8 protein-coding genes are annotated in these 12,313 nt (G+C 72.2%); 5 read left to right on the forward strand and 3 right to left on the reverse strand.

Translation table 11 applies throughout. The features are described from left to right. The first annotated feature begins 36 nt into the window (after window positions 1-36). From ABD292_RS08555 to ABD292_RS08570, 4 genes are read left to right on the forward strand one after another with little or no spacing between them, the layout of a single operon-like run. Entirely contained in the window at window positions 37-780 is a 744-nt protein-coding gene (locus ABD292_RS08555; RefSeq protein ID WP_344206516.1) for an AMP-binding protein, read from the forward strand. A gap of 54 nt (window positions 781-834) precedes the next feature. Next, on the forward strand, window positions 835-3,819 hold the full coding sequence (locus tag ABD292_RS08560) for an ATP-binding protein (RefSeq protein ID WP_344206517.1): 2,985 nt from the start codon (window positions 835-837) through the stop codon (window positions 3,817-3,819). A gap of 56 nt (window positions 3,820-3,875) precedes the next feature. Next, window positions 3,876-4,295 carry an AMP-binding protein gene (locus tag ABD292_RS08565; protein ID WP_344206518.1) on the forward strand — a complete coding sequence of 140 codons (420 nt, stop codon included), beginning with the start codon at window positions 3,876-3,878 and terminating at the stop codon, window positions 4,293-4,295. 10 nt (window positions 4,296-4,305) lie between these two features. Then, complete coding sequence (locus tag ABD292_RS08570) at window positions 4,306-5,076, forward strand: alpha/beta hydrolase (protein ID WP_344206519.1); 771 nt, start codon at window positions 4,306-4,308, stop codon at window positions 5,074-5,076. Window positions 5,077-5,276: 200 nt separating this feature from the next. Here the strand turns inward: ABD292_RS08570 and ABD292_RS08575 are convergent, their stop codons facing one another. Both ABD292_RS08575 and ABD292_RS08580 read right to left on the reverse strand, forming a co-directional pair. Beyond that, a complete protein-coding gene (locus tag ABD292_RS08575) occupies window positions 5,277-6,710 on the reverse strand; it encodes an aldehyde dehydrogenase (protein WP_344206520.1) in 1,434 nt (477 codons plus the stop codon). Window positions 6,711-6,826: 116 nt separating this feature from the next. After that, window positions 6,827-9,847, reverse strand: a complete 3,021-nt coding sequence (locus ABD292_RS08580) for a M14 family metallopeptidase (protein ID WP_344206521.1) — start codon at window positions 9,845-9,847, stop codon at window positions 6,827-6,829. A 203-nt stretch (window positions 9,848-10,050) separates the two neighbouring features. Between ABD292_RS08580 and ABD292_RS08585 the strand changes: the two genes are divergently transcribed. Next, on the forward strand, window positions 10,051-10,947 hold the full coding sequence (locus ABD292_RS08585; RefSeq protein WP_344206522.1) for a coiled-coil domain-containing protein: 897 nt from the start codon (window positions 10,051-10,053) through the stop codon (window positions 10,945-10,947). Here the strand turns inward: ABD292_RS08585 and ABD292_RS08590 are convergent. Further along, window positions 10,929-12,245: a GH1 family beta-glucosidase gene (locus ABD292_RS08590; protein WP_344206523.1), complete on the reverse strand. Its 1,317-nt coding sequence runs from the start codon at window positions 12,243-12,245 to the stop codon at window positions 10,929-10,931. The two genes, ABD292_RS08585 and ABD292_RS08590, sit on opposite strands and share 19 nt — an antisense overlap. Window positions 12,246-12,313: the final 68 nt, after the last annotated feature.

Raw genomic sequence — 12,313 nt, forward strand, 5'->3', positions numbered from 1 at the left:
ATGGCAAGCGCGGGCCCGCTCCCTAAATTGGCGGGCATGACGTGGACAGAGCTGGTGACGGCGTCGGCGCCGATCAAGGGCGACGATCCGGCGGTGAGCGACGTCAGGACCGGCGAGGTGCTGTCGTACGCGGGGTTCGTGCGGCGGGTGACGCGGGCCGCGGCCGGGCTGCGTCACCACGGCCTGCGGACCGGCGACCACGTGCTCGTCGACGTGCCGCTCGGGGCCACGCTGCCGGTCGCCGTCCACGCCGTGGCCTGGGCCGGCGGCGTCACCGTGCTCGGCAACGCAGGCAAGGCCCGCATGATGATCACCCAGGGCTTCCACGACCCGTCCGCCGTACAGGTCGAGCAGGTCTTCTCCTTCCAACGCGCGCCGGGCGCCCGGCCGTTCGGCGACCTGCTGACCGCCGGGGCCGTCGAGTTCGGGCCGCTGGCGGGGCCGGCCGTCGCGTTCGACGGGGGGCGGGTGCTCGACCACCTGCAGCTCGCGGGCGATCTGCGGCGGCTGGCCACCCGGCTCGTCATCGACAAGGACGACGTCGTCGTCAGCGCGGTCAGCGAGCCCTTCCGCGGCCTGCGGGTCATCGATCTGGCCATGATGGCGGGGGCCCACGTCGTGGTCGCCCACGACCCCAGCTTCGTCGGGTGCCGCGTGCTCGCCGAGGAACGGCGGGCGACGGTGGTCGTGGCGCCGTACGACATGGCCAGGCGGCTGCTCGGCGATCCGCTGCTGCGGGTCGTGGACGAACGCGCGATCGTGAGCTCACTCGGCCTGTGAAAGTGCGACACTGCTGTGGGAGAGTGTGATCCTTCCGCGACACAGGGTGACCGCATGCCAGAGCCCCCCAGGCACAACCTGCCGGCAGAGCCCAACCGGTTCGTCGGGCGTGAGCGTGACCTCGACGACCTGCGCGGGCTGTTCGGGCGGACGCGGGTCGTCACCCTGTGCGGGGTGGGGGGCATCGGCAAGACGCGGCTGGCGCTGCGGGTCGCGGCGGGGTTGACGGGCGCGTACCCGGACGGCGTCTGGCTGGTCGAGCTGGCCCGGCTCGGGCGGGGTGAGCTGGTCGTCCCCGAGATCGCCCGCGTGCTGGGTGTGCGGGCCGAGACAGGGCGGCCGCTGCTCGACACCGTGACGGCCCGGCTGCGCGATCTGCGGTGTCTGCTGCTGCTCGACAACTGCGAGCACCTGGTGGACGCCTGCGCCGAGGTGACGGCGGGGCTGGTGGCCGCCTGCCCGCGCCTGAGCGTGCTCGCCACCAGCCGGGAGCCGCTGCGCATCGCCAGCGAGCTGATCTGGCGCGTCCCCCCACTCGACCTTCCCGACCCGGACCTCGCCCTGGACGCTGACCCGGAAGCCGGCCCGGACCTCGCCCTGGATCCTGACCTGGAAGCTGACCCGGACCCCCACCCTCATCCCGTCCCGGGTTCTGCCGCCGCCCTCGCCTGCCAACACGTCCCCGCCGCCCCGCCCCCTGCATGGCCCCTACCCGAGCGGGAACCCGGCTCCGCCGGTGCGGGCGACCGCGGTCAGGCACCACCGGGCAAGGCGCCCCCTGAGGCAGCCGGGGCCGCTGCCGGCGACGGCGGGAGCTTAGGAAGAGGAGGGCCGGCCGGCGGGGGGCCGGGCGCGGCGGCTCGTGGTGGGGAGGCCGCGAGCGGTGCGGAACAGGACGTGGGCGGTGGGACGCGGAGCAGGGCGGGCAACCTCGGCGGCGAGGTGCTGGGCGCCGGTGGTGGTGCGGCGCGCGAGGCGAAAGACGGCGGGAGCACGGCGCGCGGTGGGGTGGGCGCTGACGCCGGCGAAGGCGCGGCCGCTGAGGTGATGGGGCGGAGGGACGGGGTTGAGGAGGAGGGGGGTGATGGGGGGTGGGGGAGGTGGGGTGGGGTGGTGGAGGTGGAGTCGGTGCAGTTGTTTCTTGATCGGGCGGCGGCCGTGGGGACGCGGCTGGGGCCGGAGAGCATCGCCGACGTCGTACGCCTGTGCCGGGCGTTGGACGGGCTTCCGCTGGCCTTGGAGCTGGCCGCGGCGCGTACGAGTCTGCTCAGTCCCGGTCAGATCGCCGACCGCATCGACGACCGTTTCTCGCTGCTCACCACGGGTGGGCGGACGGCGCCCGCGCGGCAGCGCACGCTGCGCGCGGCCGTCGAGTGGAGTTACGACCTGCTGTCGTACAAGGAGCAGGTGGTGCTGCGGCGGCTGGCGGTGTTCGCGGGCGGGTTCGATCTCGGGCTGGCCGAGCGGGTGTGCGCCGTGCGGCCCGTCGCCGAGGCGGAGATCGTCGATCTGCTCGGCGGCCTGGTCGACAAGTCGCTCGTGCTGTGCGACGAGAACCGCACCCGCTACCGGCTGCTGGAGACCATCAAGCGTTACGCGCTGGAGCGGCTGCGGCAGGCGGGTGAGCACGAGCTGCTGCGCGAGCGGCACCTCGGCGTGATGTGCGAGCTGCAGGAACGTCTGTTCGCCACCGAGATGATGGACCCCGGCGTGCCCTGGCCGGAGCGGCTGCGGGCGCTGACCGCGAGCCGGAGCCTGCTGGACGACCAGCGGGCGGCGCTCGACTGGGCCGTCGAGTCCGGCGACGTGGCGCCGGGCCTGCGGCTGTGCACCGTGAGCACGGCCCTGCTGCCGCTGGGCGGCAATCCCGCGGAGATCGTCGGCTGGATCGAGCGGCTGCTGTCGCTGGACGTGTCGGCGGTGTCCCCGGAGCAGGTCGCCCACGCGAAGGCATACCTGGCCTACGGTCTGGAGGCGCGTGACGAGCTGAGCCGGTCGCTGGAGGCGGCCGAGGAGAGCCTGGCGGGCCTCGCGCCGGACAACGTGTTCCCGCGCTGCGTCATGCACAGCCTCGTCGTCGTGGTGCTGCTGCGCATGGGCCGCGCCGACGAGGCCGTGCGCCACGCGGAGGAGGGGCTGGCCGCGGCCACCCGTACCGGCGATCCGTGGAACCAGGCGGCGGGCCTCGCCGGGCTGTCGGCGGTGGCGCTGACCCGCGGCCGGCTGCGGGAGGCGCAGCGGCACGGCGAGGAGGCGCTGGCCCGCGCCCGCGAGCACGGCCACCGGTGGATCATGGCCCGTGCCGCCGCCCAGCTCGGCGCGGTGGCCGAGGCGCGCGGCGACCTGGTGACGGCCAAGGCCAGGTACGAGATGGCCGTCCCCTGGCTGCGCGAGGTGGGCACCGACGCCGACCTGGCCCGCTGCCTGGCCCACGGCGGGCGGGTGGCGGCGATGCTGGGCGAGTTCGCCGTCGCGCGGGCGCGGCTGGCCGCGAGCCTCGCGCTGAGCAGGGAGACCGGCCAGCGCCAGGGCGTGGCCCGCTGTCTGATGGGGCTGTCGGTGCTGGCGGAGTGCGAGGGCGACCTGGAGGGCGCGCTGCCGGCCGCCGCCGCGGCCGCGGCGCTGCGCGAGTCCATCGGCCAGCAGCACGCCACGCTCCGCATCGAGGAGCTGCTCGGCCGGGCGCGCGCCCGGCTCGGCGAGGGTCGTACGGCCGCTCTGTGGTCGCGCGGCCGGGTCATGGGCCCCGACGACGCCGCCCGCCGCGTCCTGGAGGGCGAGCGGCGGCCGCGCCGGGAGCCGCCGGTGCCGGTCGAGCCGGTCGAGCCGGTACGCCGCCCGCTGCTCACCGCCCGCGAGCAGGAGATCGCCGGCCTGCTCACCCGTGGCCTGTCCAACCGGGCGATCGCCGGGGAGCTGGTCATCAGCCCCGCCACGGTGGCCCGACATATCGCCAACATCATGGAGAAACTTGGCTATACCTCCCGCGCCCAGATCGCAGTGTGGGCGGCCGAGCAGGCGTCAGGTCCTTCTGCATAGGGATCTGCATATTCCGCCCCATGTACGCACGAGACGCCCTCCCTACGGTGGTCGGCATGGATGAGCGCTACGTGATCGTGGACGCGGACACCGGAGTGAAGTTCACCGAGGAGCAGCTCGACGAGCGGTCGGCCGTCGCGATCGTCCAGCTCCGCCGCCGTGGCGTGCGGACGGGCGACACCGTGCTCATCTGCCTGCCCGTCGGGCCCGACCTGCTGGTGGCGACCGACGCGGTGATCGCCGCGGGCGGCGTGGCCTACCCGGTGCCCGCCGACCTTCCCGCCGCCACGCTGAGGGACCGCGTACGCGCCAGCCGCGCCCGCGTGCTGATCTCCGACGTGCCGCACGCCATCAGGGCCGCCGAGGAGTCGTGGGTGCGGATCGTGCTGGGCGTGGCGGACCTGGGCGTGCCCCGCAGGGACGACACGGCGGGGGAGGGGGACGCCGGTCGCGGGCAGGGCGCGGGCCGCGCCTAAGCTCGCATCCATGCCTTTCGCGCCCAGTTTCCCCGTCATGCTCAGGACCGAGGACGGCGTCCGCATCGACGCCGCCCACACCCCGCACCGTCACAACGGCGGCGCGCCTGGGAACGGGGTCGGGATCGTGGTGGCGCACGGCTTCACGGGCTCGTGGCGGGAGCGCAGCGCGCGCCGCATCGTGCACGTGCTGAGCGGCTACGGCGGCGTGCTCGCCTTCGACTTCCGCGGCCACGGGCGCTCCGGCGGCGAGACCACCGTGGGCGACGCGGAGATCCTGGACGTCGAGGCGGCCGTCCGGCACGCGCGGACGATCGGCTACGAGAAGGTGGCGGTGGTCGGCTTCTCGATGGGCGCGGCGGTGGCCGTGCGCCACGCCGGGCTGCTCAAGGGCGTGGACGCGGTGGTGGCGGTGAGCGGCCCCGCTCGCTGGTACTACCGGGGCACCAAGCCGATGCGCCAGGTCCACTGGGCGATCGAGCAGCCGGTGGGCCGGTTCGCGGCGCGGCTGGTCAAGCGGACCAGGATCCGCCGCGGCCCGTGGGACCCGGTCCCGCTGCCGCCGTACGAGGCCGCCGCGCTCATCGCGCCGGTGCCGCTGCTGGTCGTCCACGGGGACGCCGACACGTTCTTCCCCCTGGAGCACGCGCACCAGATCTACGCCGGGGCGCGCGAGCCGAAGGAGCTCTGGATCGAGCCGGGCTACGGACACGCGGAGGCCGCGGCGACCCCCGATCTCGTCCGCCGGATCGGCAAATGGATCTCCTCGAACTTTTCCTGAGTAATACACGTCGTACTGAGGCGTATGGAAGGAAACCGCCGGGAGAAAGTCCCTGGGGATGAAATCCGGCTACAGGCCGGACATGGGACATACTTCGGTAGTCAGGCGGTTGCCCAGCGTCGCGGGGGCGCGCTGGGTGGCCTTCGGCACGGGAACGGCCCCGCACTCGACGGGTGCGGGGCCGCTTCTCACGCGCGGGCTCAGCCCAGGCGGGCGATGCTCTTGTACTCCAGGTAGCCGGACAGGCCCTCGGGGCCGAGCTCCCGGCCGATGCCGCTGGCCTTGAACCCGCCGAAGGGCGTGTTCGCGCCGAGCATGTAGCAGTTGACGCCGTAGGTGCCGGTGCGGACCTGGCGGGCGATGTCCATGCCGTGCTCGGTGTCGGCGGTCCACACCGTGCCGGCCAGGCCGTAGTCGCTGTCGTTGGCGATGCGGACGGCGTCGGCCTCGTCCTCGTACGGGATCACCGCCAGGACCGGGCCGAAGATCTCCTCGCGGGCGATGCGCATGTCGTTGGTGACGCCGGAGAAGACGGTGGGGGCGACGTACCAGCCGCGGTCCTGGGGCCGGTCGAGGCCGCCGAGCACGACCTTGGCGCCCTCGTCCATGCCGATCCTGATGTAGCCCTCGACCCGCTCCTGCTGCCGCTTGGCGACCAGCGGGCCGATGCCGGTCGTGGGGTCGGCCGGGTCGCCGACCTGCTGGGAGGCGACCATGCCGGCGACGGCGTCCACGACCTCGTCGTAGCGGTTGCGGGAGGCGAGGATGCGGGTCTGAGCCACGCACGCCTGGCCGTTGTTCATGAGCGAGGCCATGGACAGGAAGCCCATGCTGGAGGCGAGGTCGGCGTCGTCCAGGATGATGGCCGCGGACTTGCCGCCGAGCTCCAGGCTGACCCGCTTGAGCTGCTCGCCGCAGATGGAGGCGATGCGGCGGCCGGCGGCGGTGGAGCCGGTGAAGGCGACCTTGTCCACGCCGGGGTGCGAGACCAGGTGCTCGCCGACCTCGCGCCCGGCGGGCACGATGTTGAGCACGCCGGCCGGGATGCCGGCCTCGACGACCCACTCGGCCAGCAGGTACGCGTCCAGCGGCGTCTCGGGAGCGGGCTTGAGCACGACCGTGCAGCCGGCCAGCAGGGCGGGCGCGAGCTTGGTCATGGTGACGAACTGCGGGACGTTCCACGGCACGACGGCGGCCACGACGCCGACGGGCTCGCGGCGCACGGTGACCGGCCCGAACAGGCCGGGCCGCTGCTCCTCCTGCTCGAACGTCCGGCCGAGCTCGGCGTAGAAGTTGAGCATCTCCAGCGGCTGCGGCGCCTGCGCGAGGTTGGAGAAGGTGATCGGCGAGCCCATCTCCTCGGTGATGAGCTGGGCCATCTCGCTCTGCCGCTCGTTGTAGATCGCCGCGAGCCTGGCGATGACCTCGGCCCGCTCGGCGAACGTCATGCGCGGCCAGGGCCCGTGGTCGAACGCCTCGCGGGCGGCGGCGACGGCGCGGTCCACGTCCGCGGCGGTGCTGTCGGGCACCCGGCCGACGACCTCCTCGGTGTGGGGCGAGATGACGTCGATGGTGCCGGTGCCCGCGGGGGCCACCCATTCGCCCCCGATGAAAAGCGTGTCGTGCTGGCGCATGTCGAGAGCCTCCTGCTGGACGGGATGGGTGTATGCCTCAAAGGCGACCGAATCATGTTCTGCTCGCGCACGCAAGAGGGGCGCGGCCCGCGCCGCGCCCCTCCGCTTCGCGTCCGCTAGCGCCGGTCGCCGAGCAGGTGCCGCATGGACCGCTTGACGAGGTCCGTACGCGCCGCCTGGTCGGTCACGCTCTCGACGCCGAACCCGAGGTAGACGGTGTCCTTGGTGACGATGCCGCCGCCCTCCTCGAAGACCTGGTCCGTACGGAACCAGTTGTTGATGGAGACCGAGGTGCCGGCGGGCGGCGCACCGACGGCCCAGCCGCCGAGATCGCTCTCGAAGGAGGTCTCCGCGGCCGTCGCGCCGTCCAGCGTCACCTTGGCGTCGTCCAGGAAGACGCCCGCGCCCTGGGTGGCCCAGTCGCTGATGTAGGAGATGGACAGCTCGACCCGCTTGCCCGCGTACGGGGTCAGGTCGATCCGCCACTGCTGCCAGCCGGCCGAGTTGCCCGAGGCCGCGTGCCAGGCGCCGGAGGAGCCGGTCGGCTCACAGGCCGGGCCCTGGTAGCGCTGCGTGAACGGGTGGATCACGCGCCAGCCGCCGCTGTTGGCGGTCTGGCAGCTCTCGCCGGTGCTCTGGCTGGTGTGCCCGTTGGCGTCGGGCAGCGTGGTCCAGTCGTCGCCGCCCGCCGTCCTCGCCTCCACGGTCAGGAAGTCCCAGTCGGCCTCGGTGTCGTACGACGTCCAGAACGTCAGCTCGCCGCTGCTCCTCCCGGTGAGGTCCACGGTCGTCGTCAGCCGCTTCCACGCCACGTCGGCGATGCCGCTGTAGACGTCCCAGGAGCCGGTGTGCGGGTCGAACGGGCCGCCGGGGCGTACCCACTTGACCTGGGCGGAGCTGGCGAACAGCGGGAACTGCGCGGCCGGCAGGATGGCCGAGGCGGCCACGAACGAGTTGGTGTGACTCGGCTCCAGGGTCGCCTGGAAGCCCTCGAACGCGCCGCCCTGGCCCCGCAGCGGGAACGGCTGGCCGGTGTCGTGGTCGGTGCCGGCGTCGTCGAAGAAGACGTAGGCGCCGAGGTAGTACTGCTGGAAGTCGTTGAAGACGGGGATGCACGGCGGGTCGTCGGGCACCGTGCACTCGGGCTGGCCGGCGTCCGGCTCGTAGTAGTAGGCGCCGTTGTTGTTGGCCGCGTACGACGGGTACTTGCCGGCGTGCAGCAGCTTGCCGCCCTCGTTGAGGTAGTCGCGCACGGCGAGCTCGGTCTGCACCCCGCCCTTGGACGTGGTGCCGGGGACCTGGCCCTGCGACCTCGGGATGACGTCGTCGCCGGTCTCCCAGACCACCGCCTTGTAGTGGCTGAGCACGCCGAGCGGATGTGGCGGCACCCGGCCCATCTTGTCCATGTCGTAGACGTCGGAGGTGTATCCGGCGGCCGTGAGCGCGGCGGTGTAGGCGGCGGCGTACTTGGCCTCGGTGGCGCCCTGGGCGGGGCTGAGGCCGGTGACGTCCTCGGTGGCGAGCACGAGCACCTTGCCGCCGATGTCGGAGGCGACGGTGTAGGTGAAGTCGGCGCTCTTCTTGCCGATCGCGCTGAACCAGACCTTCACCCGGTCACCCGGCCTGGTCCCGGTGATCTTGCCGCGCATCCAGTGGTAGTAGCGGTCGTAGCCCTTGCCGTAGCGCTCGCCGCCCTTCCACTCGCCGGTGAGCGCGGTCTTCGTACGCCCGCCGTTGACCTGCCAGTTGAGCAGCACCGGGCCGAGCTTGCGCTTGGCGTTGACCTGCACGACCTGGTCCTTGCCGTGGCTGACCTGGAACGGGTCGAGCACGAAGTCGGGAGTGGTGTTGCCCAGGTGGTTGACCGGCTCGACCGGGTTGACCGCCGAGTTCGCCACGTCGAGCGCGAACGGCAGGTTCTTCTCGAACTCCGCCTGCACCAGGGCCTCGTCGTCGGGGAAGACGAAGCCGCAGCCGTCGCAGCCCTCGTCGAGCTCCGGCGTCCAGGACAGCGTGCCGTACGTGTAGTGCGCGTGGTCGGTGGTCTCGCCGTTGGTGGTGTAGAGCTCGGCGCCGAGGTCGGGGTCGAAGCCGGGGACGGCCGGGTGCTCGTCGTCACCCGTGATCGCCTCGTAGATCGGGTTGTCGGCCGTGGGCGTGGCGATCTGGAAGCCGGCGGGGTAGAGCAGCAGCGGCCCGAAGGAGTGGTAGTTGAGCTGCATCTCGAACCCGACCCGCTTGAGCAGCCCGTCCAGCGCCCGGGTCTCCGGCTCGCTGGCCGGGCCGGAGCCGCGGTAGGTCTCGCTGCTCGGGATGCTGGAGGAGCCCTCCTCGTCGTAGTGGAAGTTCGTGGGGTAGTTGCGGTTGGGGTCCACGCCGTCGCCCACGGTGATCTGGCCGTCGCCGTTCACGTCGCGCAGGTTCTTGCGCCACAGGCGGTTGCCCTCGGTGAAGGTGAAGTCGTAGCCGTCGGGGTTGGCGACCGGGACGAACCACAGCTCGGTCCTGTTGAGCAGGTCGCGCAGCCGGCCCTTGTTGGCGAGGACGTACTTCAGCAGCCGCATGTCCACCTCGGTGGCGATCCACTCGCGGGCGTGCTGGGTGGCGGAGTAGAGCGTGGCCGGCTTGAGGCCGTCAGGCAGCAGCCTGGCCCCGGTGCTCACCTTGGCGGCGAGGATGTCCTGGCCCCGCAGGGTCTTGCCGATGGACTGGAGCTTGACCACGTCCTTGTTGGCGCTCGCCAGCGCCTTGAGCTGGTCGGCGATGCCGCCGGGCTCGGAGTAGGACCGCCAGACGGTGTAGCCGCCTGACGCCTGCGACTTGGCGGCTTCGAGCTGGGTCTGGCCCTGCGGGTTGCGTACCGGCTCGGGTTTGTAGCCGAGCTTCCTGAGCCCCGCGAGCCCGGCCGCGGCGGCGGTCAGCTCGACGTGCTCCTTGCCCCCCTCGACCTGCTGATGGACGACGTCGAAGCCCTTCTCCCTGAGCGTCTGCCCGGTGCCCGGCGCGCTGTCGAGCTCGTAGAGCTCGATGCGGTCCGAGGGCGGGAGCGGCGCCGCGGAGACCTGGGCCGGCAGGGCCACGACGGCCGTGGCCACGCCCAGCACGACGGCCGAGGCGAGGGTCGTTAATCGAGTCACGCTTGTTGCCCCCCTTGCGAGACGGATTCGACCGCCATCTCAGACCGTTGGAGCGATCCCTACAAGGCCCAACTTTTTACGTCCTCCTTAATTCCGACAAATCACCGGAACCTCGCTAAAGGTGCAGCAGTTCGGTCGTTCGGATGACAGATATCAAGATCATCTTCTATAGTTTCGGACCGACCATGAAGGAGGGGACGGGTGTGAGAACCGGGCGCGTCGCCGTTCTGGTCGCCGTCCTCGCCGTGCTGCTCACCCTCCCCGGCGCGCCGCCCGCCTCCGCCGCCCCGAGCCCCGCCGAGCTGCGCAGGCTCACCAAGCAGGCGGCCCAGCTCAACGAGCTCTACCGTGGTCAGATCCAGAGCCTGGAGGAGATCAGGATCCAGGCCAAGAAGGCCACCGACACGAGCGGCGACCTGGAGGCGCAGCTGCGCGCCGCCCAGGCCGACGTGGGCCGGATCGCCCAGAGCTCCTACATCCTGGGCCCGCTCGACACCACCAAGCTCTTCGGCCTGCGCGCCCAGCCCCACCAGATCCTGGGCCAGGCCGCCAACCTCTCCTACATGGCCGCCGAGCGCACCGAGAAGGTCAAGAGCATCCAGCGCCTGATCAAGAAGTCGAAAGAGGCGAAGCTCAACGCCAACGACAAGATCCAGAAGATGAAGAGGGAGATCAAGCGGCTGCAGAGCAAGCGCGACGAGATCCAGCGCCTGCTCAACAAGTTCGGCTTCCAGCAGCCCGGCGGCGCCGACGGCCTGACCCCCCGCATGGTCGCGGTCCGCGCCGAGATCATGGCGAACTTCCCCATGAAGTATGGTGTCGGCTGCCTGCGCCCCGGCGACCCCGGCGAGCACGGCAAGGGCCGGGCCTGCGACTTCATGATGTCACGCGGCGGCACCATGGCCACGGGCGCCGACGCGGCCAACGGCGACGCCCTGGCCGCCTGGCTGATCAGCAACGGCGCCCGCATCGGCGTCATGTACATCATCTGGAAGCAGCGCTACTACGACATCCGCTCGGGCGGCGGCTGGGACATGATGTCCGACCGCGGCGGCATCACGGCCAACCACTACGACCACGTTCACGTGTCGGTGTTCTGACTCCTCACGAACTCCGCGTACCACCGGTAGGACGCCTTCGGGGTGCGCCGCAGCGTCGCGTAGTCCACGTGCACCAGGCCGAACCGCTGGTGGTAGCCCTCGGCCCACTCGAAGTTGTCCAGCAGCGACCAGACGAAGTAGCCGCGCACGTCCACGCCCTCGTCCATGGCCCGGCGCATCGCCGCTATGTGGTCGCGGAGGAAGGCGATGCGGCCCTCGTCCTCGATCGTGCCGCGCGCGGTGAGCGCGTCCTCCTGCGAGCAGCCGTTCTCGGTGACGTGGATCGGCGGGAGCGCCGCGCCGTAGCGAGCCTTGAGCCCGGTGAGCAGCTCGCGCAGGCCGTCGGGGACGACCGGCCAGCCGAAGGCCGTCGTGGGGTGGCCGGGCAGGCCGGCGTCGGCGAAGGGCAGCCCGGCCCCGGCCTCCGGCGCGGCGATCCTGGTGGGGTTGTAGTAGTTGACGCCGAGCGCGTCGATCGGCGAGGCGATGACCTCCAGGTCGCCGTCCCGCACGCAGTCCAGCCCCGGCGGGTACGCCGACAGGTCCGGGTACGCGCCCAGCAGCACCGGGTCGAGGAACAGCCGGTTGTGCAGGATGTCGTACGCCTCGGCCGCCCGCAGGTCGGGCTCCTCCCGCGAGGCGGGCCGCACGGGGGTGCAGTTGTTGGTGATCGCCACCTCGCGCGCCCCGGCCGCGCGCAGCGCCCGCACCGCGAGGCCGTGCCCCAGCAGCTGGTGGTGCGCGGCCGGCAGGGCCTCGGTGAGCAGCGCCCGGCCGGGGGCGTGCACGCCCATGGCGTAGCCGTAGGCCATGTGCACGAACGGCTCGTTCAGCGTGATCCACAGCGGCGCCCGGTCGGCCAGCCGCGCGGCGACGACGGCCGCGTAGTCGGCGAAGCGCGCGGCCGTGTCGCGGCTCAGCCAGCCGCCGCGCTCCTCCAGCGCCTGCGGCAGGTCCCAGTGGAACAGCGTCGGCACCGGCTGGACGCCCTTCTCCAGCAGGGCGTCCACCAGCCGCTCGTAGAAGTCGAGTCCCTTGGCGTTCACCTCGCCCGCGCCGCTCGGCAGCACCCGGGGCCAGGAGACGGAGAAGCGGTAGGCGTTGACGCCGAGGCCGGCCATGAGGGCGACGTCCTCGGGCCAGCGGTGGTAGTGGTCGCAGGCCACGTCGCCGGTGTGGCCGTCGCGTACCCGGCCGGGCTCGTGGGCGAAGACGTCCCAGACGGACGGGCCGCGGCCGTCCTCGTCGGCGGCCCCCTCGATCTGGTAGGCGGCCGTGGCGGTGCCCCACAGGAACATGCGCGCTCCTCAGTCGGTGCGAGTGTGGCTCATGTTAACGCCGTCACGGCGGATTCCCTTTACTTGCA

It is taken from the genome of Nonomuraea bangladeshensis (assembly GCF_039529455.1).
GTDB lineage: Bacteria > Actinomycetota > Actinomycetes > Streptosporangiales > Streptosporangiaceae > Nonomuraea > Nonomuraea bangladeshensis.

What these genes read in the sequence shown, in the direction of transcription:
- ABD292_RS08555 (WP_344206516.1), top strand. Translation starts at nt 37, where the DNA reads ATGACGTGGACAGAGCTGGTGACGGCGTCGGCGCCGATCAAGGGCGAC.
- ABD292_RS08560 (WP_344206517.1), top strand. Translation starts at nt 835, where the DNA reads ATGCCAGAGCCCCCCAGGCACAACCTGCCGGCAGAGCCCAACCGGTTC.
- ABD292_RS08565 (WP_344206518.1), top strand. Translation starts at nt 3,876, where the DNA reads ATGGATGAGCGCTACGTGATCGTGGACGCGGACACCGGAGTGAAGTTC.
- ABD292_RS08570 (WP_344206519.1), top strand. Translation starts at nt 4,306, where the DNA reads ATGCCTTTCGCGCCCAGTTTCCCCGTCATGCTCAGGACCGAGGACGGC.
- ABD292_RS08575 (WP_344206520.1), bottom strand. Translation starts at nt 6,710, where the DNA reads ATGCGCCAGCACGACACGCTTTTCATCGGGGGCGAATGGGTGGCCCCC.
- ABD292_RS08590 (WP_344206523.1), bottom strand. Translation starts at nt 12,245, where the DNA reads ATGTTCCTGTGGGGCACCGCCACGGCCGCCTACCAGATCGAGGGGGCC.